The sequence below is a fragment of the Hymenobacter norwichensis DSM 15439 genome (genome assembly GCF_000420705.1).
Taxonomy (GTDB): domain Bacteria; phylum Bacteroidota; class Bacteroidia; order Cytophagales; family Hymenobacteraceae; genus Hymenobacter; species Hymenobacter norwichensis.
This window is the reverse complement of the sequence record NZ_ATVL01000009.1, coordinates 319313-345458: the sequence shown is the minus strand read 5'-3', so window position 1 is coordinate 345458 and position 26146 is coordinate 319313. Positions and strand designations below refer to the sequence as shown.

General features: G+C 56.5%; 20 protein-coding genes. 11 read left to right on the top strand and 9 right to left on the bottom strand.

Annotated elements, in window-relative coordinates; all coding sequences use genetic code 11:
* Nucleotides 1-2 precede the first annotated feature (2 nt).
* The 4 genes from G536_RS0116320 to G536_RS28345 all read left to right on the top strand — a co-directional run bounded on the left by G536_RS0116320 (nucleotide 3) and on the right by G536_RS28345 (nucleotide 3196).
* Nucleotides 3-1010, top strand: a complete 1008-nt coding sequence (locus G536_RS0116320) for a chemotaxis protein CheB (RefSeq protein WP_022824676.1) — start codon at nucleotides 3-5, stop codon at nucleotides 1008-1010.
* A gap of 989 nt (nucleotides 1011-1999) precedes the next feature.
* On the top strand, nucleotides 2000-2449 hold the full coding sequence (locus G536_RS0116315) for a hypothetical protein (protein ID WP_022824675.1): 450 nt from the start codon (nucleotides 2000-2002) through the stop codon (nucleotides 2447-2449).
* A 194-nt stretch (nucleotides 2450-2643) separates the two neighbouring features.
* Nucleotides 2644-2901, top strand: a complete 258-nt coding sequence (locus G536_RS0116310) for an STAS domain-containing protein (RefSeq protein ID WP_022824674.1) — start codon at nucleotides 2644-2646, stop codon at nucleotides 2899-2901.
* Nucleotides 2902-2959: 58 nt separating this feature from the next.
* Complete coding sequence (locus tag G536_RS28345; RefSeq protein WP_022824673.1) at nucleotides 2960-3196, top strand: KGG domain-containing protein; 237 nt, start codon at nucleotides 2960-2962, stop codon at nucleotides 3194-3196.
* 148 nt (nucleotides 3197-3344) lie between these two features.
* Here the strand turns inward: G536_RS28345 and G536_RS0116300 are convergent, their stop codons facing one another.
* From G536_RS0116300 to G536_RS0116290, 3 genes are all read right to left on the bottom strand, one after another.
* Nucleotides 3345-4787 (bottom strand): TolC family protein, encoded by a 1443-nt coding sequence (locus G536_RS0116300; protein WP_022824672.1) that lies wholly within the window; start codon nucleotides 4785-4787, stop codon nucleotides 3345-3347.
* Complete coding sequence (locus G536_RS0116295; RefSeq protein WP_022824671.1) at nucleotides 4780-7968, bottom strand: efflux RND transporter permease subunit; 3189 nt, start codon at nucleotides 7966-7968, stop codon at nucleotides 4780-4782. Before G536_RS0116295 ends, G536_RS0116300 begins: the two co-directional genes overlap by 8 nt.
* Before the next feature lie 93 nt (nucleotides 7969-8061).
* A complete protein-coding gene (locus G536_RS0116290) occupies nucleotides 8062-9147 on the bottom strand; it encodes an efflux RND transporter periplasmic adaptor subunit (RefSeq protein ID WP_026880279.1) in 1086 nt (361 codons plus the stop codon).
* Between the two features lie 682 nt (nucleotides 9148-9829).
* Here G536_RS0116290 and G536_RS0116285 point away from each other — a divergent pair.
* A complete protein-coding gene (locus G536_RS0116285; RefSeq protein ID WP_022824669.1) occupies nucleotides 9830-10744 on the top strand; it encodes a bestrophin family protein in 915 nt (304 codons plus the stop codon).
* A gap of 122 nt (nucleotides 10745-10866) precedes the next feature.
* Here G536_RS0116285 and G536_RS32240 read toward each other — a convergent pair whose 3' ends face one another.
* A complete protein-coding gene (locus G536_RS32240) occupies nucleotides 10867-13428 on the bottom strand; it encodes a glucuronyl esterase domain-containing protein (RefSeq protein WP_157530691.1) in 2562 nt (853 codons plus the stop codon).
* Between the two features lie 698 nt (nucleotides 13429-14126).
* Here G536_RS32240 and G536_RS28335 point away from each other — a divergent pair.
* A complete protein-coding gene (locus G536_RS28335) occupies nucleotides 14127-15818 on the top strand; it encodes an MFS transporter (protein WP_022824667.1) in 1692 nt (563 codons plus the stop codon).
* 158 nt (nucleotides 15819-15976) lie between these two features.
* Here G536_RS28335 and G536_RS0116270 read toward each other — a convergent pair whose 3' ends face one another.
* Complete coding sequence (locus G536_RS0116270) at nucleotides 15977-16822, bottom strand: SDR family oxidoreductase (RefSeq protein WP_022824666.1); 846 nt, start codon at nucleotides 16820-16822, stop codon at nucleotides 15977-15979.
* Between the two features lie 79 nt (nucleotides 16823-16901).
* Here G536_RS0116270 and G536_RS0116265 point away from each other — a divergent pair, with 79 nt between their 5' ends.
* The 5 genes from G536_RS0116265 to mutM all read left to right on the top strand — a co-directional run bounded on the left by G536_RS0116265 (nucleotide 16902) and on the right by mutM (nucleotide 22345).
* Complete coding sequence (locus G536_RS0116265) at nucleotides 16902-17312, top strand: winged helix-turn-helix transcriptional regulator (protein ID WP_022824665.1); 411 nt, start codon at nucleotides 16902-16904, stop codon at nucleotides 17310-17312.
* A 235-nt stretch (nucleotides 17313-17547) separates the two neighbouring features.
* Nucleotides 17548-19323 (top strand): ABC transporter ATP-binding protein, encoded by a 1776-nt coding sequence (locus G536_RS0116260; protein ID WP_022824664.1) that lies wholly within the window; start codon nucleotides 17548-17550, stop codon nucleotides 19321-19323.
* Between the two features lie 149 nt (nucleotides 19324-19472).
* Nucleotides 19473-20393 (top strand): M48 family metalloprotease, encoded by a 921-nt coding sequence (locus G536_RS28330; RefSeq protein WP_022824663.1) that lies wholly within the window; start codon nucleotides 19473-19475, stop codon nucleotides 20391-20393.
* A gap of 121 nt (nucleotides 20394-20514) precedes the next feature.
* Nucleotides 20515-21414 (top strand): PhzF family phenazine biosynthesis protein, encoded by a 900-nt coding sequence (locus tag G536_RS0116250; RefSeq protein ID WP_022824662.1) that lies wholly within the window; start codon nucleotides 20515-20517, stop codon nucleotides 21412-21414.
* A gap of 100 nt (nucleotides 21415-21514) precedes the next feature.
* Nucleotides 21515-22345, top strand: a complete 831-nt coding sequence (gene mutM, locus G536_RS0116245; protein WP_022824661.1) for a DNA-formamidopyrimidine glycosylase — start codon at nucleotides 21515-21517, stop codon at nucleotides 22343-22345.
* Here the strand turns inward: mutM and G536_RS0116240 are convergent.
* The 4 genes from G536_RS0116240 to G536_RS0116220 all read right to left on the bottom strand — a co-directional run bounded on the left by G536_RS0116240 (nucleotide 22342) and on the right by G536_RS0116220 (nucleotide 25889).
* A complete protein-coding gene (locus G536_RS0116240) occupies nucleotides 22342-22641 on the bottom strand; it encodes a hypothetical protein (protein ID WP_022824660.1) in 300 nt (99 codons plus the stop codon). The genes mutM and G536_RS0116240 overlap by 4 nt on opposite strands.
* A gap of 447 nt (nucleotides 22642-23088) precedes the next feature.
* Complete coding sequence (locus G536_RS0116230) at nucleotides 23089-24495, bottom strand: radical SAM protein (protein ID WP_026880277.1); 1407 nt, start codon at nucleotides 24493-24495, stop codon at nucleotides 23089-23091.
* 21 nt (nucleotides 24496-24516) lie between these two features.
* Nucleotides 24517-25125: a hypothetical protein gene (locus tag G536_RS28325; protein ID WP_157530689.1), complete on the bottom strand. Its 609-nt coding sequence runs from the start codon at nucleotides 25123-25125 to the stop codon at nucleotides 24517-24519.
* An 11-nt stretch (nucleotides 25126-25136) separates the two neighbouring features.
* A complete protein-coding gene (locus G536_RS0116220; protein ID WP_026880276.1) occupies nucleotides 25137-25889 on the bottom strand; it encodes a prolipoprotein diacylglyceryl transferase family protein in 753 nt (250 codons plus the stop codon).
* Nucleotides 25890-26146: the final 257 nt, after the last annotated feature.

The following is a 26146-nucleotide window of genomic DNA, read 5'->3' as shown; positions in this document are numbered from 1 at the left end:
GAGTGAAACCAACCTATATCATTGCCATCGGAACTTCGGCGGGGGGTATGCCAGCTCTTGTTGAGCTGGTTTCCCAGTTGCCTGCTACCCTGCCAGCGGCTGTGCTGGTAGTACAGCATTTAGCTCCCGATTCGTCGGGCGAGCATTTAGTATCTCGCTTGAACATGCATACTCGGTTGCGCTGCCACCTGGCAGCCCACGGCGACACCATTCAAGCAGGCCACCTCTACTTAGCCCCCGCCGACCGACACTTGCTGGTGCACGACGGCCGGATGCTAGTTACGCGGGGCCCCCGCGAAAACAACTACCGGCCAGCCGTAGATGCCTTGTTCCGGTCGGTGGCTGTGAGCCACGGCTCAGCCGTTATTGGTGTAATACTCACTGGCATGCTTCATGATGGTACTGCTGGTTTCGACTTTATTAAGCGGTGCGGCGGCAGAGCCGTGGTGCAGACACCCGCCGATGCCGAGTTTCCGAGCATGCCTTACACGGCCATGCGCAACGTAGCTGTAGATTACGTAGTGCCGCTTTCGGATATGGGAGCTCTTTTGCAGGAGCTAACCAGCCAAGCGCTACCATCACCAATTTCTATCCCAGACGACTTAAAATCGGAGGCCGCCATTGCGGAAAGAGTTGTGGGAACCACCGAAGAAGCTGACCGCCTAGGCGAACGAGTGCCTATGACCTGCCCCGACTGCGGTGGGGCTCTCTGGAAGCTGGAACACGGCAATGTACTTCGTTTCCGCTGCCACACCGGCCACGCCTTCACCGCCGACGCTCTCTTTGAGAGTTCCAAGCACGCGTTGGAAGAAACACTGTGGGTGGCACTGCGCATGATGGAAGAACGCAAAAACCTGCTAAGTACCATGGCCATCCGGGGCGAGGGCCTATGGTCGGTGCAGCAAGAAGAGCGCCTCGAAGAAATCAAGGCCCACATCAATAGGCTGCGGGAATTTCTACTCAACGGTTCAACGGGAGCCACCACAGCCTCGGAGCAAGAGCAGCAATAGCTTGCACTTGCTCTGAAGCTTGTTACGCTCAGGCACGCTACACACCCGTTATTGCACCTGAGCAACTAACTCAGTATATATACTTATTCTATAATTACTAGCCTATACGTATTGCTAAATACTGCTTTATACCGAGTTGCCCTCGGGTAGTAAGAGGCATCTTGCATGACGAAGGGTGGGGTTAATGGAGGCGTCGTATTTCGTTTTGGATAGTGCGTGTCTTTTGATTTCTGCGCTGCTAGCCAAAATCTTTTAATCCTCTGCCTTTAGTCATGCCACGCCTTACTGCTTTGCAGCTCCAGGAGATAGGCTTTGCGCCCTGCTCGCAACCACCGTACAGTTGGCAATATGCTGGTGATGTGTATGTTCGACACTTGCCCACTGGCCCTGTATATGTGCTGTGCGTAGCAGATTCTGATGAGGTGGAGGTACTTGTTGGGGACTGGATGACTCCTTTGGAATATTATTACTGGCCCACTACCGACCCACAAAGATTGGCGGCACTACTTAGTTTGCCGCGCCTTTAGGTAGCGCACTGGCTCGGGTGCTGCTCTTGCTTTTGGTGGTGAGCACTCCCAGAATACCTCTTTTGTATTCGGCCGTTTAGCTGGCCGCTATACTGCGGTGCTACTTACGTAACCGGCGTTGGGTTTATCTCATTTTACAGCTAAGCTACGCAGCTTACACGGAGGAATACTGAATTCTACTGAGTTGAAATTACGTGCTTCTCCCGGCGCTTTTTCAGTGGAAATTCAGCGTTCCTGCCGTTTGTAAGTTCGTTAAAGGAGGGAGTTGGCTATGGTCTGAAGGTGCGGTTGGAGTGGCAGTGATTCTGCTGCAACAGAGGCCAGCTAGTGGCAGCAGAAAAGGGCTTCCATAAAGCACTTCGCCTTTCCGCCTTCCAGTCAGTGAGTTCAGCTTAGGACCTGTTGCCCATTTCTTGGGCAGCACTTGTTGCTGTTTGATTTCTCTCCCTCAACCTGCTAGCAATGGCGTCTCTGCAATTTGTTCTTTGGAAGTCAGCTGGAAGTACATCGGACCAGCATCTGGCTATTTACAACCAGAACCTACTTGGTGCTGAGCGGGCCACTCCATCAGCGGCGCTGGTGCATTGGGTGCTACCGCAGCAGCACCAGCGGCGGCTAGGCAAACAAAGCCACTCCTTCCTGATAGAATCCGTTGAGCTGCCACTTGCGGAGCAAGTGCTTGACACTGGGCAATGCACGCTGGTGCGCGGCACGCTGCCAATTCCTAATGGCTTGGAACGGCTGCACATGTGCTTTGAAGGCGCTAGCCTGCGTGGCCACTATTCCTTATTGCGCTTGCAAGCTCACAGCACTCGCTGGCTGTTTGGCCTTGTGCAGTACATGCCCAATAGGTTTGCACGAGGCTCATTCGTGGCGCCTTTGTGGCCTACCACGCAAAACAAGCTGGTATAAATTCCAGCCCGCTGGCATTACTACGTAGCAGTAATTTGGTCATTATTACGCAGTTAAATCAAAGCAGGCATCTCTATTTTTGAGTTACAGCTTTTCTATGGCTGCCCCTTCATTCGTCTGCCCAGCTTCTGATTTCACTTATGCCAGCTACATATAGCCTTCCTGGCCCGCTCCCTAGGGTATATTCTGTAGACTTGAACCATACAGATTCTGTGCAGTTGGCCCAGTTGCTCCACCAAGCTAATCCGCGGCGGCGCCCGCAATTTCTTATCAACTGCCAACACCTAACCTGCCTACAGACACAGGGCGTGAGCTACCTAGTGTCGCAGTTGCTCCTAACCAAGCACGCCGGAGCCGACATTCTGCTCTACAACGTGAATGCTGTACTGGGCAGTGCCCTGCGCCTGCTACATCTGCAGCAAGTCTTCCAAGTTCTTCCGCCTATTATCTAGAGCTACTGTTCTCTTTCTCCCAACTTTTTTCCTTTCCACAACCCATTCTTTCTATTGTATGGCTACTTCCTCCCAACGTGCCGCTACTGACCGCACTGCTCTTGCCACTAAAACCGGTAACCCCCGCGGCTTTGCTGCCATGGACCCGGCCACTCAGCGCCGCATTGCCAGCGAAGGCGGCAAAGCCTCACACCAGAGCGGCCGGGGCCACCAGTGGACCACCGAACAAGCCCGCGAAGCTGGTCGCAAGGGTGGCCAGGCCAGCCGTAGTAACCGCAAAGGTGCCGTTAGCTAGGCCACTGTTACTTTCTCGGTTGGGTGTACTCTTCCATATATTACCCAACTAGACAGACATTTCTGCTAGCACTGATTTTTTTCAACAGAAAGGGCCGCCAGTAGCTACTGGCGGCCCTTTCTGTAGTCTATATTTTCTTACGGAAAGCTTAGTTCCACCCACCCCCCAGGGCCCGGTACACGTTTACCATGGCGTTGAGCTGCTGGGTTTTAGTTTCGATGAGGTCGAACTTGGATTCCAGAGCATCGCGCTGGGTGAACAGTACCTCCGTGTATTCGGCGCGGGCCGAGCTGAAGAGGCTGTTGGCAATGGTAGTGGACTGGTTGAGGGCCTGCACTTCTTTGGCTTTCTCATCGTAGCTTTTGGCCAGGTTGCTGATGTTGGCCAATTCGTTGGCTACTTCCACGTAGGCGTTGAGCACGGTCCGTTCATACTGGTAGGCCGCCTGGGTTTGCACGGCGTTGGCACTACCATACACCGCCTTAATGGCGTTGCGGTTCACCAGCGGCGCCACCAAATCACCGGCCAAGGAGTACAGCATGGACTCAGGAGAGGTGAACACCAAACCGGGTTTGAAGGCTTCGAACCCGACGCCCCCTGTGATGCGCAACGACGGGTAGAAGCTGGCCCGGGCCACCTGCACATCCAGCTTGGCAGCAGCTAGCTGCTGCTCAGCCTGCCGGATATCGGGGCGGTTTTGCAGCAACTGCGACGGCACTCCTGCTTGCATCACCGTTGGTACCAAGTCGTTGAACGTAGCATCGTTGCGGGTAATGGGCTGCGGATACCGACCCACCAAAAAGTTGATGCGGTTTTCGGTTTCGACGATGCGCTGCTGAATGTTGTACTGAATACTACGGGTGTTATGCACCTGGGCCTCGAAGCGCTGCACGGCCAGTTCCGTCACCCTCGCCGACTCCTTCTGAAGTTTCACCAAGCGCAAGGCATTGGTTTGAATCTCGATGTTTTGCTGCACGATCAGCAGCTGATTGTCCAGGGCCAGCAGCTCGTAGTACGAGTTGGCTATTTCGGCAATCAGGTTGGTTACCGTGAAGTTCCGGCCTTCTACGGTGGATAGGTAGCGTAGCGCCGCCGACTTGCGGGCGTTGCGCAGCTTGTGCCAGATATCCACTTCCCAACTAGCAAAGGCGCCAATCTGGAAGTTCTGCAACGGGTCGGGGTTACGTTTGTCGTCTTTGATGTTGACGGCTTCTTCCGTGGCTCCGCGAAGCGTGTACCGCGCCGCCTTCTCGGATTCGGCCTTCACGCCCAGCCCCACAAACGGCAGGTACTCGCCCTTGCGAATCTGCACTTCGTTGCGGGCAATCTGGATTTCCTGCAAGGCAATGTTCAGCTCCTGGTTGTTGCGCAGCGCGGTGTCAATCAGGGCCGTCAGGTTGGGGTCGGTGAAAAACTCTTTCCAGCGGGCCGGGGCCAGATTGGCATCGGGCGTGGCATTGGGGGCGGTGGAGTAGCTGGCGGGCACACTGCGGTTCACGGCTTTTTCGGCCAGCTTGGGGGTGGCGCAGCCGGCTACCGCCAGCGTTAAGCTGGCGGCGCTGAGGTACTGATAAAGGCGTTTCTTAAGCATGAGCTTCTAATTCTTCAACTATAACGTGCGGCTCGAACTCCGACAGTGGGTGTTCGTTTTCATCCCCAATCAGCTTGCGGCCCGCCGACAGCGTGCCGAAGATGTAGTACAGGCCGGGGACCAGCACCACCCCGAAAATGGTACCGAACAGCATACCCCCGAGGGCCGAGGTACCGATGGTACGGTTGCCGATGGCCCCAGCCCCGTGGGCTAACACCAGCGGAATCAAACCGGCAATGAAGGCGAAGGAGGTCATCAGAATCGGGCGGAAACGCACCTTAGCTCCTTCAATGGCCGCGTCGCGCACCGACATACCTTCCTCGTGCTTCTGCACCGCAAATTCCACAATCAGCACGGCGTTCTTACCCAGCAAACCTACCAGCATGACCAGGCCCACCTGGGCGTAGATGTTGTTGGCCAGGCCCATCGTTTTGATGAGCAGGAACGAGCCGAACACCCCGGCCGGCAGCGAGAAGATAACGGCCAGCGGCAGCAGGAAGCTCTCATACTGGGCGGCCAGCACCAAGTACACGAAGGCCAGCACCACCAGGAAGATGTAGATAGCCTCGTTGCCGCGGCTCACCTCGTCTTTCGACAAGCCGCCCCAGTCGATGTCGTAGCCGCGGGGCAAGGTTTTGGCAGCCACTTCCTGCACCGCTTTAATGGCCTCGCCCGAGCTGAAGCCAGCGGCGGCGTCGCCGCGGATAGAGGCCGTGGGATACATATTGTAGCGGTTGATTTCGTTGGCGCCCTGGCCCTTCACAATCTTCATGAAGGCCGAAAGCGGCACCATTTCACCCTTGTCGTTTTTCACCCACAAATCCAGGATGTCCTTGGGCAGCCGGCGGTACTCGGGCGAGGCCTGCACGAACACCTTGAAGAAGCGCTGGTACTTGATGAAGCCCAGCTCGTAGGTGGAGCCCACCATCACACTCAGCGTGTTCATGGCGTTGCCAATGGTCACGCCTTTCTGCATGGCCAGCTGGTTGTCAATCTGCAGCTCGTATTGCGGATAGTTGGCCGAGAAGAAGGTGAACAGGCCGGCTAGTTCCTTGCGCTTTTTCAGCTCGGCCATAAATTCCTCGTTCACTTTTTCCAGCGCTTTGTAGTCGCCGGTGCTGGTCTTATCGAGCAATTGGAGCTGGAAACCACCCGCGGCGCCGTAGCCGGGTACTGCCGGCGGCTCGAAGAATTCGATGGTCGCGCCCGGAATTTCCTGGGCTTTCTTCTCTAGTCCTTCCACTATTTCGTGCACCGACTCTTTGCGCTCCGACCACGGCTTGAGGCTAATCAGCAAGGTACCGGCGTTGGAACCACGGCCCTCGGTGAGCACCTCATACCCGGCCAGCGACGAAACACTTTCGATGCCGGGCACTTTCTCGGCCAGCTTCGAGAGCTGTTGCGAGAGGGCGTTGGTGCGTTCCAGCGTGGAGCCGGGCGGGGTTTGAATGATGGCGTAGAGCATGCCCTGGTCTTCGGCCGGAATGAAACCCGACGGCAGCGTGGAGGAGATGCCGAAGATGCCCACCCCAAAACCAGCCAGAATCAGGAAGGTCAGTACGCGGCGGTCCACCACTTTTTCCAGCAGGTTGGTGTAGCGGCCGGTCAGGCGCTCAAACCCACGGTTAAACCAGTCGATAAACCGGTTGATGGGCGTTTTCTTGCGGGGCTGGCCGTGGTTGTTCTTCAGAATCATGGCGCACAGCACCGGCGTCAGCGTCAGGGCCACGATACCGGAAATGACGATACTGGAGGCCATCGTAATAGAGAACTGGCGGTAGAAAATACCCACCGGACCGCTCATGAAGGCCACCGGCACGAATACCGCCGTCATCAGAATGGTAATGGCAATGATGGCACCACTGATTTCGCCTACTACCTCGCGCACCGCGCCGTAGGGCGAAAGGTGCTTCTCTTCCATCTTGGCGTGCACTGCTTCCACTACCACAATGGCGTCATCGACCACAATACCGATGGCCAGCACCAGCGCAAAGAGCGTTATCATGTTGATGGTCATGCCGAAAGCCTGCATGGCAATGAACGCGCCTACCAGTGACACCGGCACTGCAATAATCGGGATGAGCGTGGAGCGCCAGTCGCCGAGGAACAGGAATACCACCAGAGCCACCAGCAGGAAGGCGTCGCGCAGGGTGTGGATTACGTTTTCGGTGGAGGCGTCGAGGAAGTTCGATACGTCGTAGCTGATTTTGTAGTCCATGCCGGGCGGCATGGTTTTCTTCAGCTCCTCCAGCTTGGATTTCACGCTCTTAATTACGTCCGAAGCGTTGGAGCCGTAGGTTTGCTTCAGCATAATGGCCGCCGAGGGGTAGCCGTCGAGGTTGGAGTAGATGTCGTAGAATTCCGAGCCCAGCTCCACGTTGGCTACGTCTTTGAGGCGCAGCGTTTCGCCGTTGGAGTTGGCCTTGATGATAACGTTCTTATACTCCTCCACGTCGTTGAAGCGGCCCTTGTAGGTCAGCACGTATTCCAGCGCTGAGGCCTCTTTGCCGTCGGAGCGGCCGATGCGGCCCGGTGAGCCGATAACGCTCTGGTCGTTGAGGGCCCCCATCACATCATCTACGGACAGATTATAGGCGCGCATGCGGTCCGGCTTTAGCCATACGCGCATGGCGTACTGGCGGCTACCTAGGATGCTGGCCCGCCCGATACCATCGATTCGCTGAATTTCAGGCAGCATGTTCACCCCGGCGTAGTTGAACAAGTACCGCATGTCGGTATTCTTGTCCTTGCTGTAGAGGTTCACATACATCAGCATGTTGGGCACCACGCGGTTTACCACCACGCCTTCGCGCTGCACCAGCACCGGCAAGCGGTTCAGAATCTGCGCAATACGGGTGTTTACGTTTACTACCGCCTGCTCGGGGTCGGTACCCAGGTTGAACACAATCTGGATGTTGGCTTCCCCGGCCGATACAGCATCGGAGGTCATGTACTTCATGCCGGGCACACCATTGATGGCCTGCTCCAGCGGAATCAACACCGACTCGGTGAGTACCTTGGCGCTGGCGCCCGGATACGCCGTGCTTACCATTACCATCGGTGGCGAAATTTCCGGGAACTGGGAGTTCGGCAGGGTTTTGATGGCCAGAACACCCAGGAACATGATTACCACCGATATAACGATGGCAAACACGGGGCGACGAAGGAATTTACTGAACATGGATTTTAGCTGTTAGCTGTTGGCTACTAGCTGTTAGCGCTTAGCAGTTAGCAACATCACGCGCTAACGGCCAGCAGCTAACAGCTAATAGCTTTATTCAGAGTAGGTTTTCAGGTGGGCGACAACCGACTTCGGCTCCTGGTAAGCGTACCTGATTTTGTCGCCGTCCTTCACCTTGCGGATACCTTCAAGCAGGATTTTATCGGTGCTGGCTAGGCCGCTGGACACCACGTAGAGGTCGGGCATTTCTGAGGCCACCGTAATTTCTTTTTGGTGCACCCGCTTCTTGTCGTCTACCACATATACGAACTTCTTTTCCAGCACCTCGAAGGTGGCTTTCTGCGGGATGATGAGGGCGTGCCTAAGCGGAACCGTCATCAGGATACTGCCGGTTTCGCCGTTGCGCAGCAGGCCTTTAGGGTTCGGAAAAGTGGCCCGAAAAGCAATGTTGCCGGTTTCGTTATTGAAGTCAGCCTCAATGGTTTGCACCACGCCGGGCTGGTTGAATACCTCGTTGTTGGCCATCATTAAGCGCACGGGCTGGTTGCTGGCTTGGGCGTGTGATTTGTAGGCGAGGTACTCGGCCTCGGGCACGTTGAAGTACACCCACATCTTGCTGTTATCAGACAGCGTGGTCAGCAGGTCGCCTTCATCCACCAAGCTACCCAGCCGGGCCTGGAAGTGGTCCATGATGCCGCTGAAAGGTGCCTTGATGGTGGTGAATTGCAGGTGGGTTTGAGCAAGGCCAACTTCGGCGTTGGCTTTGTCGAACTTAGCCTGGGCCAACGCCAGTTCGTTTTTCGACACCACATTGTTGTCGGCCAGCTTCTTGGTGTTCTGGTATTCCAGCCCCACGTAGTTGGCCTCGGCCTGCGACTTTTTCAGCTCGGCCTGATAAATCAGGGGCATGATTTGGAACATCAGCTGGCCTTGCTTCACAGATTGCCCCTCGTCCACATAAATCTTCTGGAGGTAGCCTTTCTCCAGGGCCCGCATCTCGATGTGCTGGATGGAGTGAATTTGGGCCACGTACTCCTTGGTGATGGTGGTGTCCTTAGCCAGCGGACTGGTAACCAGCAGCTTGATTTTTTCTTCCTTCTCTTTTTCCTTCTTCGAGCAGCTTGTACCGGAGTACAACACAGCCAAGCTCATCAGCACGAGCACAAACGGTCTTTTCATTTTCATGAGGGCCTTCCTGGTAATTCTAAGGGATAATAGTGGCGGAATGAGAGGCAATACTTACTGGCTGCCTCTTGACTGACAGGCAGTTGAGGGCTGCCAGCAGCAGGATTGCCAACCTGGCGTGGGTAGCGCAGAAAGAGTAGCTGAAATGGGGTGCATTGCTTGTGTCTTATAAGTAAGTGACACAAAGCACCGGCCCGGACATGAAGACGGTATGAAGGAAAACTTCATGTAGAAGCAATTCACAGCCCTTTCTAGGCTGGCCGTAACCCCACAGTAGCCGGGCCGGCGGCGGGGTTACGTACTGCTTAAGTGCAATCGGTTGCTATGCCCGTACGGTCTGGTTTGGGCACTTTTTTCGGGCGGCGCGGGCGCCGCTAACTGGCATCGGGTGACAGTTGAACTGCTCTGCTTGCTGCTCTATATAGCCCGAAACCCGGAAAAAATTGCTTTTAACGTCGTTATAATTCCGTCTTAATATCACTTTAATAGCCGCGCCGTTGCTTTGTATGACAGCCTGAGAGGCAAGTGGCTGAAATCATGAACTGGCTCATTGCCAGCACCTCCCGATTTCTGGTTGCCTTCTCATTTGCTGTGCCACACCGCGCAAATGCCTTGCCCGGTGGGTTGCACAAGCAGCCATCCTCATTCATCGCACCCGCTCTACCACACTTGACCTATGTTGTTGAAAACAAAAATCCCTCTTTCCTACGTGTTTGGGAAGATTAAATGGGAAATAATATTCGTCTTTATATATGCTTCCATCATTGCGCTGGAAGACCGGTTTCTGCACATCATGGAAGTGTCGTTGCCGCTGAGCGTACCCATGGTACTAGGCACGATTCTGTCGTTGCTGCTGGCCTTCAAGTCCAATCAGGCCTACGACCGGTGGTGGGAGGCGCGCATTGCCTGGGGCGCCATCGTGAACGACTCCCGCTCCCTGATTCGGCAGGTGCTGTGCTTCACCGAGCCGCCTTATGACTCTTCCGACGCCCGCACTTGGGTGCAGCGGCTCACCAACCGGCAGATTGCCTGGACCTACAGCGTGGGCATGTCGTTGCGCAAGCAAATGGACCTCGATAAAATCCGCCGCTACCTCACACCCGAGGAAGTTGACTTCGTGGCCAAGCACGACAATGTGCCCAACGCTCTGCTTCTGCTGCACGGCCAAGATTTGCGCTACGCGTTGCGGGAAGGCTGGCTGAATCCGTATCAGCAGGTGGAAATGGAAGGCATCCTGACCAAGCTCACCGACTCGATGGGCCGCTGTGAGCGAATCAAGAACACGGTGTTCCCGGCTACTTACACGCTGTACATTCACTTCTGCTTGTTCTTCTTTGTCATGCTGCTGCCGTTTGCACTGCTGGAAGTATTTGGCGTGCTGGAAGTGCTGATGGTGGTAGCCATTTCGTCGGCTTTTTTCCTGATTGAAAAAATGGCTATTCACTTGCAGGACCCCTTCGAGTGCAAGCCCACCGATACCCCAATGACGGCCATTGCCCAAACCATCGAAACCAACCTCAAGCAGATGATTGGCGAGAAGCCGCCAGTACGCGTACCGGTTCCTGAAGAAGGGACCTTTTACGTGCTGTAACTGCTTCTAGCAGCTAGCAGAACGGTGTAAAGACGCACCACTTGGCACTTCGCAAAAACAAAGCAGCCCCGACTTTACTAAGAAGCCGGGGCTGTTTTATTGAGTGGCTATGTAGCCGGCACTTATTTCACTACTAGCAGGCGGGTGGTTTTGGTGCCGCTGGGGGTGCGGAGCTGGCAGGTGTACACGCCGCCCGGCAGCGCGCGGCTGTCGAGGGTGGCGCTGTACTGGCCGCCGGCTTCCACTGGTCCATCGTAGAGGGTGGCTACCAAGCGGCCCAGGGTGTTGTACACCAGCACCTGCGCGGCACCGGCTTTCAGCGCCTTGAAGCTGATAGTAGCCTGCTCGGTGGCCGGGTTCGGGAAGGCCTGCAACTCGCCGGCCGGGCCGCTGCTTACGGTGTTGCTAGCCAAGCCACCCAACGACGACAAGCAGCTGGCGTCGCCGGTTACCAGTACGGTTACGGTTTTGCTGGCCGAGTTGCCGGCGTTGTCCACGCAGGTCAGCGTCACCTCGTTCGGGCCAATGTTGGCACAGGTAAAGGTGCTCGGGCTGATGGTCATGGAAGCAATACCACAGTCGTCGGTGCTGCCGTAGTCTACGTCACTAGCTTCAATCTTGCGCGTGCCATTCATCAGGCTTACCTGAAAGCCCGCCGCCATAATGGTAGGCGCCGTATTGTCCACGAGCATCACGGTTACGGTTTCGCTGGTGGAATTACCGGCGTTGTCGGTGACGGTGAGAGTAACCTGGTTGGGGCCCATATTGGCGCAGGTGAACGTCGTCTTATCCAGCGTCATGGAGGCCACGCCGCTGCAATTGTCGTAGCTGCCCCAGTCCACATCGGCGGCCTCAATGGTGCGGGTGCCGTTTCGTTCAATAGCCATCATAAATCCCGCAGCTTTAATAACTGGCGGCGTGGTATCGGCCTCAGTGGTAGCCCCACCTAGCCCGGTAATGGTGGCGTTGGAAGTGGTAACCAGCAGCTTATCGAGCTGGGCACCGTCTTCGCGGTAGCCGATGGTGAGTGTATGCGGGCCAACACTCAGGTTAGAACTAGTGAGCCGCGTCCATTGCCAGCCCGAAGTAGTCAGGCCGTTGATTGTTGCGAAGGCGCCGTTGTCAATCTTCACCCAGTAGCTGTCATCGTTGGCAGTAGGGCAATTAAGGCGGGCCACAAAGTTGTAGGTAGCGGCGCTATCCACGTTGAACGAGAAAGTCACTTGGCCGCTGGGGCCGGGAGCGGCGGCCGTGCTGTTCAAGCCATTCACTACTAGGTAGCTGCCATTGGTGGCAGTTGGGTCGGCTACGGTTTGCCAGTCGGAGCCCACGGCGGCGCAACCTGCTTCCAGCCAGATTCTTTTGCCGAGCGGCTCGGCGGGTAGCACCGGATTGTTGGTGCCCCACCATTGGTACCAACGCTGGTAATTCACTAAGGGGTATGGGTTGACGGTAATGTCAGTATTGACGTTGGTATTGCCCAGCATAAATTTGTCTACAAAGGCTTCTACTGCCGGCAATTGGGTGCCGGGAATGGCGCAGTGCCCGTGCCCGCCATCAATATAAAAGCCGAACCGGTCCCCTACCCCAAACGTCTTCCACACCTCATGCGCCGCCCGCGCCGACACGTAGGCCGCAGGGTTGGCTAGCCATTCGAAATCAGTGTTGCCGGTTACCAGCAAGGCCCGGGGCGCAATCATAGCCATCAGCTCGTGGTGGTCGTGAGGCAGTTTGGCCACGTTGCTGCCGGCAAACTGCTGCATATCGTCTTTGAACCAGCGGTAATCCGTGGCCCCCAGTTTTTCCACAGCCCCCAAGGTTTCGGAAACGCGCCAAGCCGGCGCGCCGCCCCCACCCGATTCCTGGGCAATGGTCAGGGCAATCCGCTCGTCGAAGGCGCCGGAAAACAAAGCCATCTTACCGGCGTACGAGCAGCCCGTCACGCCCAGGTGGGTTAGGTCGATGGGTAGGCTGGCCTGCACCAGCTCCAGGCCGTCGATGATGCGGCTCACGCCCCAGGCCCAGGCGCTGTATTGCCCGGCGTTGGTGAGGTTCTGGTCGGGATACAAGCGGTAGTAAGGGTCCGTCGGCTGTGGGTTACTATACGTGGTTACCTGATTGTGGCTGAACGTGATACGGGCAATATTGCGGTTGGTAAACACCGAAGCCGGCACGCTGCCCGAGGGGCTGTTCATGCCAATAATAGCCGGAAACCGCCCGCTACCGGTTGGCAGCGAAACCTGTGACGTCAGCGTAAGGGTCTGGCCATTTTCGGTTACGTTGACAGTGAGCACGCCGGCTGCGTAGCTAGCCGTGATATTCTGCGGGCGAGCAGGCTTGCGGCCTATCTCATAGTTCTCGATTTCAGCCTTGATTTCGTTGCGCCGGCATTCCCAGTCGGTGAAACTAGTGGAGCGTCCCCGGCCATCCGACCACATAAACGGGTCGGGCAGCGGCTCCACAACGGGCAGTTGGTTGAAGGAAGGCAACGGTGGAGTTGCGCAAGTAGCGCTGCCCGTGTTTTCGGCGGAGTAAACCAGCGGCAGACTCTGCGCTTGTACGCCTAGGCTAGTGCAGCCAAGCAGACAAGCCGCCACAATGCGCCGGACTTTGAGCGGACCAGATGCAGTAGCTGCTAGCGAAGTAAAGATTCTATCAGAAAGTGAGAGAAATGATGTTTTCATACTGTGGTGGGTTAAATGAACGGAAGGCACAAATTCAGGATACTATTGGCATAGGCAGCGGCGGAAATAAGGGTGGACGGATAAAGCAGCTCGTTTCAACTAGGAGCGGCAAAAGCAGCACAAACTACGGTTGAGCTACCCCTTGCAATCGATTACGAGGGAAGTACAATTGTGAGAAACCAAGCTAGCACAGGCCTACCAAAGCTTAAAAATCAGGTTTTTACCCTGATATGCGGTGTATTACCTGAAGATAGAGAGTACCCCAAGCGGCACTAACCAATTCAGCAGGCAGATACAAACTGTATTGACCGGAATCGTTTTCGAAAACGATTGCAGGTTCATAGATGCCCGAATATTATTTTTCGCTAACAAAGCATTCCTTCACGGCGCTTTCCGCATCTGCGCTCGAATAAGCCCTGATATATAATTCAAATAATACAATTATATAAACTACTATTCTAGTGCTTAATCCGCCCTTCCGTTAACCTGCTTCACTTGGCAAATAATCCTGACTACTACTGCGACTTGTGCTTGAAATAGCTAATTGGGGCGGCCTGCGCTGGCACCAGCTCATCACATTTGGCATGAGCAAGCAATTTGGTTACTAACGGGCTACACCCATGTGCGTATTGCAGAGCAGCATCAACCAAAACGATGCCTCCACACGTAAGCAGTGCGTTTCCGCTTCTGCTGTTTTTATGTCTGCTTCTGTTGCCCCGGCGGCCCCCTCTGCCTCTTCTCTGGCGCCCCTCAAGATTCCGTTTTTCCGGATGTTGTGGATTGCTTCATTCGTTTCCAACATCGGTACTTGGATGCAGAATGTGGGGGCCGTGGGGCTCATGACCGAGCTGACGCCTTCGCCAGTGCTGGTGGCGCTGCTTCAAACGGCATCGGCGCTGCCAGTATTTCTGCTAAGCCTACCCGCCGGTGCCCTCGCCGACCTGGTGGACCGGCGCCGGATGCTGATGCTCACCCAAACCTGGATGGCTGCCGTGGCGCTCGTGCTGGCCACGCTTACGCTGTTGGGTTTCACTACACCCTGGTTGCTGCTACTGCTTACGTTTCTGCTGGGGCTAGGCGGGGCCCTTAACAACCCGGTGTGGCAGACCGTCACGCCCGAACTGGTGCCCCGTGCGCAGCTGCCGCAGGCACTGGCCCTGAACAGCGTGAGTTTCAACTTAGCCCGCTCCTTCGGGCCGGCACTGGGCGGACTGCTGATTGGCAGCTTTTCGGCGGGAGCGGCTTTTCTCCTGAACGGGCTGTCGTTTCTGGCTACTATCTACATGGTGTGGCGCTGGAAACGGGAGCCGCAGGTAACCTCTACATTGGCAGGGGAACGGGTATTTGCGGCCATCCGGGGTGGTATCCGCTACGCCCGGTTTGCCCCCCCGGTGCAGCGTATTTTGGTGCGCGGGGTGTGCTTCACATTTGGAGCCAGCGCGCTGTTTGCTTTGATGCCGGCGGTAGTAGCGCGGCGCCTAGCTTTGCCAACTTCGTTTTACTCAGTGCTGCTCTCGTGCATGGGCGCGGGGGCGGTGCTGGGGGCCGTACTATTACCCCACCTCAACCGCCGCCTCACCATCAATTGGCGCGTTACGGTGGCTACACTCTCGTTTGCGGTGGGGCTGTTGGGGCTGGCTTTCGCCGACAACAAGATGCTGCTTTCGGCGCTGCTGGTATTGGTGGGTATGGCTTGGATGCTGGTGCTCAACTCGTTTAGCGTGGGTGTACAGACGGTGGTACCGCGTTGGGTGCAGGCCCGTACTATTAGCCTGTATTTACTTACCATTCAGGGCGGTATGGCGCTGGGCAGCGTGGTATGGGGGTCGGTGGCCAGCCGCTGGGAGTTGCCGGTAGCTCTAACCGGGGCGGCCATCTGGCTAGGGCTTAGCACGCTGCTGGCTTTCCGGTACTCACTTAGCAACAGCACCGAGGCCCTGGACTTCACGCCCGCCCGCTCCCGCCCTGACCTATTGCTGGACCAGGAACCCGCCCCCGATGCCGGCCCCATCATCATCACAACCACCTACCACATCAGCCCCGCCGACCGGCCCGCCTTTGCTGCCATTATGGATGAGCTCAGCCGCATCCGGCGCCGCGAAGGGGCTATCCGGGTGGGTTTGTACGCCGATTTGGCCGAACCGACGCGGCTAGTGGAATACTTCATGGTGGAATCTTGGGAGGAATATGAGCAGCTCCATGACCGGGGCGTGAGCCGCGAAGAGGCTGACATCAAAACCCTGGCCCGCCAGCTCCACCAAGGCCCCGACAGGCCCGTAGTGGCGCGCCTGCTGTCGGAACACGCCCCCGCTGAGCTAGCTGCCCGTACCCCTATGGTGCCCGGCAGCACCCGCCTGGTAGCCAGCACCGCCGGCGAAACGCCCGCGTAGCATCAGTCGGTTCGCAACAACCTATACCTAACAAAGGCCGTCATTCCTCGGCAAGCTCGGAATGATGGCCTTTGTTAGATCGTGAAGCCCCACCCGCAACGCTTCGGTGCGGGTGGGGCTTCACGACCTAGCTTGAACTTGGCACTACTTCTCGCGGCTTACTTCAGCGCGGCGGCAACGGCCGTAGCCAGCGGCGTGGTAGGGCGGCCAATCAGCTTCGAGAGTTGGCGGCTGTCGTCGAACAACGCACCCTCGGCGGCGTTGGCGTCCCAGCCGGCTAGGCCGTGCGCAAATCCTTCTGGAATACCGAAACCGGTCAGGGCGGCGGCGTAATCGGCTACGGGCAGGTCTTTGTATGGAATGTCTTTGCCGGCTTGCCGCGAAATTTCAGCAGCCAGCTCCGTCAGGGTGTATGACTCATCGCCGGCCAGCTCGTAGGTTTTGTTTTCGTGGCCTTCGCCAGTGAGCACGGCCACAGCGGCATCGGCAAAATCGGCGCGGGTAGCCGACGAAATCCGGCCGTCTTTGGCGCTGCCGATGAATGCCCCACCCGCCACGGCACCGTGTATCGAGCCGGTGTAGTTCTCAGTGTACCAGCCGTTGCGCAGCAGCGTGTACGCCACGCCCGACGCTTTTACGTCGGCCTCGGTGGCGCGGTGCTCATCGGCCAAACTGAGCGGCGAACTGTCGGCGTGTAGCACGCTGGTATAGACAATGTGCTGCACGCCAGCCTTTTTGGCAGCCTCAATAACGTTGCGGTGCTGGGTGGCCCGCTGCCCTACTTCGCTGGAAGAAATCAGCAGCAGCTTGTTTACGCCGACCAGCGCAGTTTCCAGAGTGGCGGACTGATTGTAATCGGCTTCGCGGACTTCCACACCTAGGTCGGTGGCTTTAGCTGGGGTGCGAACCAGCCCGACTATCTGGTCGGCGGGCACTTGGGCTTTCAGCTTTTCAATTACGAGGCGGCCCAGCTGGCCCGTGGCACCGGTGATGGCAATTTTCATGATTTCGTTGGTTAGATGAGTGACCCGACAAAAGTATGTGCTATACTTACATAAAGTAAGTACGTACAAAAAGGTAAGTATGAAAAAAGTTGAATTATCTTCGACAAACGAGGCTGTTACCCTCTCCGACAAGCTGCGGCGCGGTGATTTATTGTCGGCGGCCTGCCCTTCCCGCACCGTCATGAAACACATTACCAGCCGCTGGGGCGTACTGGTCCTCATGGTGTTAGATGGTGAAACCCACCGGTTCAGTGAGCTACGCCGCCTAATTGATGGCGTGAGTGAGCGGATGCTGGCCCAGACGCTGCAATGGCTGGAAGCCGACGGCCTGGTGCGCCGTGTGGCCTACGAAGTGGTGCCGCCCCATGTGGAGTACAGCCTTACGCCCCTGGGCCAACAAGCCGCCCACAAAGTGCGTGACCTAGCCGATTGGGTGGAAAGCAGCATCCCGGAAGTGATGCAGTACTGGAATAAAGCCTCAGCTAGCTAGGATACGTGAGTATCCCCTTACACGGCCGTCATGCAGAGATGTAGCCGAAGCATAAGGCTCTTTTGTGTAACTGACTACTTAGCGCATAGTAAGTAGATGAATCCTGACCGCCAGAGCTGCGGCTATTCTATGCCCTGATTTAGTTTTCGGCTGACCTTAGTGGTAAACAGGGGGCGTGTCATAGTGAAAACTTTACGGCGCACTCCGCGCTTTCTGTACGAACCTCTCTCCTATCATGAAGCTACTCTATAGCTACCTGCGCCACTATTGGGGCCTGCTGGTACTGGCGCTGCTACTGGCTGCCATCAACCAGATTTTTTCCCTGCTCGACCCCTACATCCTGCGCAAAATCATCGACCAGTTCGTGACGCCAGCGGTGCGCGAGGCTCAGCACCCCACGTTCTGGCAGTTCATTACCGGCGGCGCCGGCCTCCTCATTTTGCAAGCGCTAGGCGTGGCCATGGTGTCGCGCATTGCCAAAAATTTCCAGGACTACTACACCAACGTCATCACCCAGCGGCTGGGCGCGCAGCTCTACTCCGATGGGCTGCGGCACTCCCTGGAACTACCGTATCAGGTGTTTGAGGATCAGCGTTCCGGCGAAACGCTGGGCAAGCTCCAGAAGGTGCGCACCGACGTGGAAAAGCTGATTCAGAGCTTCGTAAATATCCTGTTTATTTCCTTGGTGGGTATCATCTTCGTGACCTGGTACGCCATCAGCGTGTACTGGCCCATTGCGGTAGTATACTTCCTCACCATCCCGATTCTGGGTACGCTGAGCTTGTTTTTGAGCAAGCGCATCAAGGTGATTCAGAAGACGATTGTGGCCGAAACCACGGCGCTGGCCGGCTCTACCACCGAAAGTTTGCGCAACATCGAGCTAATTAAGAGCCTCGGGCTGGCCCAACAGGAAACCAAGCGCCTGAACACCACCACCAACAAGATTCTGAAGCTGGAACTGAAAAAGGTGCGCTACCTCCGCTCCCTGTCGTTTGTGCAGGGCACCTTTGTCAACCTGATGCGCAACATTATCCTGATGATGCTGCTGTTTCTGGTGGTGCAGCGCATTATCAGCGTCGGCGAGTTCTTCTCGTTCTTTATCTACTCGTTCGCCATTTTCGGGCCGTTGCAGGAAATGGGTACCATCATCAACGTGTACCGCGAAACCGAGGCTTCGTTGGCCAACTACCAGCAGATTCTCGACACGCCCAAGGAAGTGAAGCCTGCGCATCCGCAGGTGATCCGGCAGATTGAAACCCTGGCCTTTGCCGACGTGCATTTCAAACACCTATCGGCCAGTAGCGCTGCTTTGGATGGCATCACCTTCGATACCAAGCTGGGCGAAACCATTGCCTTCGTGGGGCCGTCGGGCTCGGGCAAAACTACGCTGGTGAAGCTACTGGTGGGCCTCTATCCGCCTGCCACTGGCCAGATTCTCTACAACAGCATTTCGGGTACTGACATCGACTTGGACACCCTGCGTGAGCAAATCGGCTTTGTCACTCAGGACACTCAGCTGTTTGCGGGCACCATTCGCGAGAACCTGCGTTTTGTGGCTCCCAACGCTACCGACGAGCAGTGCCTGCAAGCCCTGCGCCAAGCAGCCGCCGACTCCCTACTAGCCCGCGCCCCCCAGGGCTTGGATACGGTGATTGGCGAAGGCGGCGTGAAGGTGTCGGGCGGTGAAAAACAGCGTTTGAGCATTGCCCGAGCCTTGTTGCGCCATCCCACGTTGCTAGTGTTCGATGAAGCTACATCGGCGCTGGACTCTCTTACCGAGGAAGAAATCAGCCAGACGGTGCGGGAGCTTTCCGGCTCGCGCCAGCACATCACCATCCTCATTGCGCACCGCCTAAGCACCGTGCTGCATGCCGATAAAATATTCGTACTGGAGCGCGGCCACATTGCCGAGCAGGGTCGCCACGACGAGCTATTGGCGCAAAAAGGGCTTTACTACGCCATGTGGCGCCAGCAAATCGGCGAACGGCAACCAGTCTTGGCTGTTAGCTAATGGCTGATAGCTGTTAGCTTTTCCAGAACGTCGGCTAAGAGCTAATAGCCATCAGCTAACAGCTAAAACAAGGGCACTAAAAACTGGCTAGCTGCGTTAATATGGCATGATTCCTGAATTCCCAGGTATCACACCTCACAGCCACCTACATGACGTTTCAGCCTCGGTTTTTCCGCCATTTCGCCGGCTCTTTGCTGGCCGCGTGGCTGCTTCTGGCCGGTTCGGTCAGTGCTCAATCTTCTTCTGCTACACAGCGCGACGTACTGCGCGAAATCACCGATGTAGTCGGCCTCAAGCCTCGTTTCGAGCTGCAAGCCACTACCTCGGTGCAAAATGCTGCTGCTGTGGTGTACAGCGGCAAACGCTTCTTGCTTTATAACCCCAGCTTCGTGGCCGAGGTGAACCGCGCCGGCCGTACCGACTGGGCGGGCATCAGCATTCTGGCCCACGAAATGGGACACCACCTCAACGGCCACACCCTGAAAGCCGGCGGCTCCAACCCCACCGATGAGCTGGAAGCCGACGAGTTTTCGGGTTTTGTGCTGCGCAAAATGGGCGCTAGTTTGGCGCAGGCGCAAGCTGGTATGGCCGTCGTTTCCGATGAGCAGGCTTCGCCTACGCACCCCGGCCGCAGCACCCGCTTAAAGGCTATCAGCGAAGGGTGGCAGCGGGCCAGCCAGCAGATTGTAGCCAGCAACCGCGCTACGGCTCCTTCGGCCGCGCCAGCTATTGTAGCAGCCCGCCCCGCCGTAGCGGCCCCCAGCCGTGCCACTACCGGAGCCGGGGCCCCGGTGATTATGGCCAGCAATGGGCAAATGAGTTTGGTGGGCAAAATCACCTTCCGTAGCAAGCCGAATCAGCCGTTTTACCTCACCAACCGCCTCAGTGTCATTCGCCTGGACCATAACGAGCACACGGCCGAAGTGGTGGGCCGTATCACCCGCTCCAACAACGAGGATTTCCCCTATTTCCTGGTTGACGACCAGAACAACCGCTTAGTTATCGATGCCGATGGCGACATATTCGACAGCTACGGCCGCCAAGTAGCCAAGCTCTCCGACCCATCGTAATCTGTCTTCACATACCAAAAAGCCGCTTCCTGTATAGGAAGTGGCTTTTTTATTGAGCTTGTTGCAAGCCAGCAAGTGGTGAGCTGCGGGGTATCTTTGCTCTGAACTACCTCTTTTTGGCATGGCTACTTTTCCTTTTCTACTGGTTGACGCTTTCACTGAAACTGCGTTGGGCGGCAACCCGTGCGCGGTAGTGCTTGATGCCGACACGCTAACTGACACGCAGATGCAGCAACTGGCACGCGAGTTCAACCAGTCGGAAACAGCCTTTGTGAGCAGTTCCGCCGAGGTGGAGTTTGGGGTGCGCTACTTCACGCCGGCCGAGGAAATTCCGCTGGCCGGGCACCCTACCATTGCCACCGTCACGGCTCTGATTCATACGGGGCGTTTGCCGCTTACCGAACCCCGGACCACCCTGCACCTGGCCTTGCGCGATGGTCCCATTCGGATTGACGTGGATGCGCCAAGCGCGCCGGACGGGCTGCCGCAGGTGCTCATGACCCAGCGTCAACCCGTGTTTGGGCAGATACACGACCCTGCTGTGGTAGCGCCCTTGTTTAACCTCACCCCCGACGACGTAATGCCCGGTGCCCCTATCCAAACTGTGAGCACCGGCACTCCGCAGCTGATGCTGCTTTTGCGCGACCAGGAAGCTCTACGCCGGGCTACCCCACCCGAGCCAACCGCCTATGCCCGCTACCGCGCCACTTCCGATTTTTTTAGCCCGCACCTTTTCTGTTTGGGAGGCGCTACACCTATTGGCCACACCTTCGCCCGGCATTTTGGCACGCCTCCTGATATTACAGAAGACCCCGTTACGGGTTCGGCTACCGGCGGTATGGCGGCGTACCTGTGGCGCTACGCCTACCTCGCTCAGCCCGATTTCATAGCCGAGCAGGGTCACTGGCTGGGCCGGCCGGGCGCCGTGGCAGTGCACGTAGCTGGCCCACGTGAGGCCATTGAGTTTGTGCGCATTGGTGGCACGGGCGTGGTAGTGGTGGAAGGCCGACTGACGGTGTAAAATACCGCTCATTGCCGTAGCACCCTGCATTTCACTGCAACTCTACGGGCCCTATAGCTGTTGAAGAGCTGAACTGTATTGTACCTACTGCCTCCTGCCCGTGCCCGAGCTACCCGAAGTTGAAACCTACCGTCGCTTCCTCAACGATGTTATTCTGCACCAGACGATTACGGCCTTTGAAGTAAAAGACGCCAAAGTTCTTGTCACCGACGAAGACACGCTGCATAAGGCGCTGGTGGGCCAGCGCGTAACCAGCACCCGCCGCCTCGGCAAAAACTGCTTTCTGGAACTCGACAATGGCCAGGTGCTGGCCCTCCACTTCGGCATGACCGGCGACGTAGGCGCCTACCGCGACGAGCCCGACGCGCCCCGTTTCACCCGCGTGGCCTTCCACCTCGAAGACGGCCTACGCGTAGCCTTCATCGACCCACGCAAGTTTGGGCGCATCCGGCTGGTGGAAAGCGTAGCGCAGTACCAGAAAGCCAAGAAGCTCGGCCCCGACGCGCTAGACGTCACGGCCGAACATCTGCAAGCTGTGCTGGGCACCAAGAAATCCATGATTAAGCCGCTGCTTCTCGACCAAGGCGTTACGGCGGGCCTTGGCAACTGGATTGTGGATGAGGTGCTGTTTCAGGCCAAAATCCATCCGGAGCGCCGGGCACACACGCTGCTACCCAAGGACTTCAAGGCGCTACACGCGGCTATTCAATTGGTGCTCACTACTGCTATTCAGCAGGAAGCTACCTACCGCAACTTCCCCGTCTCGTTCCTGATTCACGCCCGCGAGTGGGACGACTCCGCCACACCCGGCACCGACGCCCACACCTTCTGCCCCCGCCACCCCAAAACCCTGATTGAGAAAGGTTACGTAGGCGGCCGGGCCACCTACCACTGCCCCAAGTGCCAGCCTGCTCCGGCTGAGGCCGATTAGCGCATGCTACCTAGGCTGCCCCCCAGCATAAACATACCACTACACGCTCCGAAACCGATAATCAGTACCAATAAGGCGCTTAAAAAGTAAGGAGCGGCGCTCTGGTTAGTAGACGAGCCCTTAAACAAGTAGACCACTCCGACAATCAGATTTATGGCTGCCTGCAAACAGTAGCCGAAGGCAAACAGAAAAATGCTGCCACTATCGGTAACGGGTGCCAGCAGCCCTAGTACTACCGCCGCCAGTAGCAGGCCCAAGAGGTTGTTGCGGATGATGTGTTGAGCGGGCTTTTCCATTGGCAGCAGGTTATCAATCTCAATCAGTACTTGTTAACGTTGGCCGCACATACTCCAGCCTATCAGCAAGATAACCAAGACCACTAGAACGAAGAGCAAACAGCCGTTCAGCTTAGGCGGCTCACTTGGCGGCGGTAGTGGTTTCTGCATGAGAAGGAATAGGGCGCACGAAACTTCATTATTATCCTGCCAAGCTGCACAACCCAAACCCGATTAGTGACACAACAAGCAGGCTGACCGTAAATGCAAAACGAGTTTTATCTCTGGAAGCCATTAGGGCACCCAAAGAATTCAGAAACAGTAGTACTCCTATTCCCTTAGCCATCGGTATGGCAAATAGCATTGCTTCGTCGAAGCTTCTGGCCACCGGGGACTGAGAGCGGCAATAGATTGTCCAGCCTACTAGAAGTATCAGATCAATCCCTGTAATTATTCCCAACGGGCTCTTCATACGATACCCGTCCGCTCAGCGCGCAGTTCTTCTAGCCGCGCTAATTTCTCGGCGTCGCGGTAGAAGATGTTCATAGTTTCGAAGGGGATGATTTTCAGGTCTTTGCTCACAATGTGCACGCAGGACTTCTTCACGGCCCGCACGTCGAAATTGTGGGCATCCATGAATTGCAAGATGATGATGCGGAACAGGTTGTCGTAGCCCAAGTTGGGGGCCGACACCTGGGGCAGGCAGCACAGTAGCTGGTTGATTTCCGGCACTACAGTATCCACTGTGTTGGCGGTACTGAATAGCTTGAGCATGTGCTGGCGCAGGCGCGGGTCCCGCTCATACACAATGGTATTGCCGCCGCTTTGCAGCAGCTCGGCGGGGTCTACGTAGCGGGTGAGCGGGAATACTTCGCCGTCGAGCTTGAGGGCGTAGGCCATAGCCAGCGCATCGGGGTTGCAGGGCACGGGCAGCAGGTCGGCGGCCGTGAACACCGGGCTTTGGTCGATGATGCCCTGGCGCACTTCGGTGAGCGAGAAGGAGTCGGTTTCGGGGTTGAAGTTGTCGAGGCGGCCGGCGGCCTGGGTGGGCTGAAACGTTACGCCGCGTACGCACCGCTGCTGGAGGGCGTAATCGATGATGTCGCCCATTTCATCGTCGTTGAGGCCCTTTTGCAGGGTCACGACCAGCGTGGTGCTGAGGTTGTACTTGTTGAGGTTGGTTATGGCCTGCTGGCGCACCTCGCGCAGGTCGCGGCCGCGCATGGTCAGCAGCACGTTTTCGCGGAACGAGTCGAATTGCAAGTACACCTCGAACGCACCCGAGTAGGTGGCCAGCCGCGCCACGAAGGCTTCGTCTTTGGCCAGGCGCACGCCGTTGGTGTTCACCATCAGGTGCTTGATGGGTTTGCGCTTGCACATATCCAGAATCTCCCAGAACTGTGGGTGCAGCGTGGGCTCGCCGCCGGAAATCTGCACCACGTCGGGCTCACCTTCGTTGGCTACCACCAAGTCCACCATGGCTTCCACTTCTTCCAGGGTGCGGTGCCGGCCGTGGGTGGGGCTGCTTTCGGCGTAGCAGGTGGGGCAGGTCAGGTTGCAGCGGTCGGTTATTTCCACCACCGTGAGGCAACTGTGCTGCTCGTGGTCGGTGCAGAGGCCGCAGTCGTAGGGGCAGCCGTAGTGGGTAGCCATGTTGAAGCGGCGCGGTGTTTCGCTGGGCTTCACGTAGTTGCGGATGCTCTTGTAATACTCGATGTCGGTAGCAATGCGCACCTTTTGGCGGCCGTGCTCGGGGCAGCGCTTGAGCATGTACACGTTGCCGTCTTCGAAAACGATTTTGGCCTCAATGCGGCGCAAGCATTCCGGGCAGAGGCTCAGCGTGAAATCGTAGTAGGTATAGGGCCGTTCGGGCATGGGATCAGAAGAAAATAGAGACTATTTATTTACTAGTTTTTCAATGGCCTTGATAATAGCATCACGATTTTTAGCAGCCTTTATGAAGCCAGGAAGTCGTTCAACCATCGTCGTATATCTTGTTGTTTGTCTTTCTCTCAATTTTGCTTCAACATACTCTTTAATATCCTGAAGGTGTCGCCTATTGTATGCCCAAAGTAGATTTCCTTTTACTTCCATCTGTAGCCACAAGGGCAAATTGAAGATAGGGTCATTCACATTGCTCACACTTTTATACTGAATTTGGTATTGCTCATTACGAGGTTGAAATTCCTGTAATGCACTACAATTTGGACAACCAATATTGATTCTATCTTTTTTCTCTTTCAGCTCAGGAATAGTGAAATTTATTGCTACTCCACAATCATTACAGTATTTCTTAATTAAAACCCGGTAGCGAATTAAGTTTTTAACATGCTCCACGTGTGAGCAGTTAGCACAACTTAGTTTTCCATTACTATGCGTGTAGGTATTGTCACGCGTCACAAAAGCTGCATGTTGACACTTAGGACATGCAACAATAAACTCTGTCATGTAAGACTGGCGTACCGTAGCCAAGCCATTATATCTCAAATGATCCTTGTTTTCCATAAACTCAGAACTCAATTAATCATTTGCGTTTTGGTGCTGCTCCACATCCAAACATAATACCCCAGCCCCAACACGCAAGCCCACTGAATAGCCGTGAGGCCCAGCCCCGGCAGCGGCGGCGTGGGCTTGATGAATTCCACCAGCAACCGGAACAGCAGGTACGCCGCCAGAAACAGCTGAAACCGGCGGCCATTGGGGAGTGGGCGGCGCCGTTCGAGGAGCCACAGCAGCAGTGCCAGCGCCGCCAGAAACAGAATTTCGTAAAGATTGGTGGGGTGGCGTCGGATACCGTCGCCGAAGTTGATGGCCCAGGGTAGCGTGGTAGCGGTGCCGAAGGTACCGTCTTCGAGGCCACTGAGGTGGCAGCCGAGCCGCCCGATACTGAGGCCCAGCAGCAACGGAAAAACCATCAGGTCGCCACTGCTGGCCGTTACGCCCAGGCGCTTCTTGGTTAGCTCCACCCCTACCAGGCCACCCAGAAAGCCTCCGACGATGGTTTTGTTGGTGAAATAGTACGGCCAGCCGCCGGGCGGATTCGCCAGCAGCTCGGGGTGTTCTAGCAAGCCCAGCAGTCGGGAGCCCAGCAAGGCCCCGGCAGCGGCTCCCACGAAAATCCAGAGACGGTGCTCATCGGAAATCGGGTCGGGGGTGCGGGCGCGTAGGCGCTGGTAGTACCGGTAGCCCAGGGTATAGGCCAGCACCTCGCACAGAAGATGCACCGGCAGAAAAAGCGGCCCTAGCGTAAGATGGACGGGATAGGACACGGTTGGATTTTCGTTATTGGTTCTTCGTTTTTCGGTGCCCAGGGTAGGTGGACGGTAAATGTAAAAAAGAACGTCATGCAGAGCGGAGCGAAGCATCTCGCGTGCTGATGTGAGGTTAGTAATCCGACATCAGCACGCGAGATGCTTCGCTACGCTCTGCATGACGTTCTTTTTGCTATTCGCTACAAAAAGTCTACCGTCCGCACCCCAAGCAGCAAAAGCCAAACGCCCCCACGAGCTGCCAAGAAAAGCAGAAC

Excerpts from the sequence above, each read along its gene's own strand:
- G536_RS0116285 (WP_022824669.1), top strand. The coding sequence starts at position 9,830 with ATGTTGTTGAAAACAAAAATCCCTCTTTCCTACGTGTTTGGGAAGATT.
- G536_RS0116230 (WP_026880277.1), bottom strand. The coding sequence starts at position 24,495 with ATGCCCGAACGGCCCTATACCTACTACGATTTCACGCTGAGCCTCTGC.
- G536_RS0116295 (WP_022824671.1), bottom strand. The coding sequence starts at position 7,968 with ATGTTCAGTAAATTCCTTCGTCGCCCCGTGTTTGCCATCGTTATATCG.
- G536_RS0116315 (WP_022824675.1), top strand. The coding sequence starts at position 2,000 with ATGGCGTCTCTGCAATTTGTTCTTTGGAAGTCAGCTGGAAGTACATCG.
- G536_RS28325 (WP_157530689.1), bottom strand. The coding sequence starts at position 25,125 with ATGGAAAACAAGGATCATTTGAGATATAATGGCTTGGCTACGGTACGC.
- G536_RS0116290 (WP_026880279.1), bottom strand. The coding sequence starts at position 9,147 with ATGAAAAGACCGTTTGTGCTCGTGCTGATGAGCTTGGCTGTGTTGTAC.
- G536_RS0116300 (WP_022824672.1), bottom strand. The coding sequence starts at position 4,787 with ATGCTTAAGAAACGCCTTTATCAGTACCTCAGCGCCGCCAGCTTAACG.
- G536_RS32240 (WP_157530691.1), bottom strand. The coding sequence starts at position 13,428 with ATGAAAACATCATTTCTCTCACTTTCTGATAGAATCTTTACTTCGCTA.
- G536_RS0116250 (WP_022824662.1), top strand. The coding sequence starts at position 20,515 with ATGGCTACTTTTCCTTTTCTACTGGTTGACGCTTTCACTGAAACTGCG.
- G536_RS0116265 (WP_022824665.1), top strand. The coding sequence starts at position 16,902 with ATGAAAAAAGTTGAATTATCTTCGACAAACGAGGCTGTTACCCTCTCC.
- G536_RS28330 (WP_022824663.1), top strand. The coding sequence starts at position 19,473 with ATGACGTTTCAGCCTCGGTTTTTCCGCCATTTCGCCGGCTCTTTGCTG.
- G536_RS28345 (WP_022824673.1), top strand. The coding sequence starts at position 2,960 with ATGGCTACTTCCTCCCAACGTGCCGCTACTGACCGCACTGCTCTTGCC.
- G536_RS28335 (WP_022824667.1), top strand. The coding sequence starts at position 14,127 with ATGTCTGCTTCTGTTGCCCCGGCGGCCCCCTCTGCCTCTTCTCTGGCG.
- G536_RS0116240 (WP_022824660.1), bottom strand. The coding sequence starts at position 22,641 with ATGGAAAAGCCCGCTCAACACATCATCCGCAACAACCTCTTGGGCCTG.
- G536_RS0116270 (WP_022824666.1), bottom strand. The coding sequence starts at position 16,822 with ATGAAAATTGCCATCACCGGTGCCACGGGCCAGCTGGGCCGCCTCGTA.
- G536_RS0116260 (WP_022824664.1), top strand. The coding sequence starts at position 17,548 with ATGAAGCTACTCTATAGCTACCTGCGCCACTATTGGGGCCTGCTGGTA.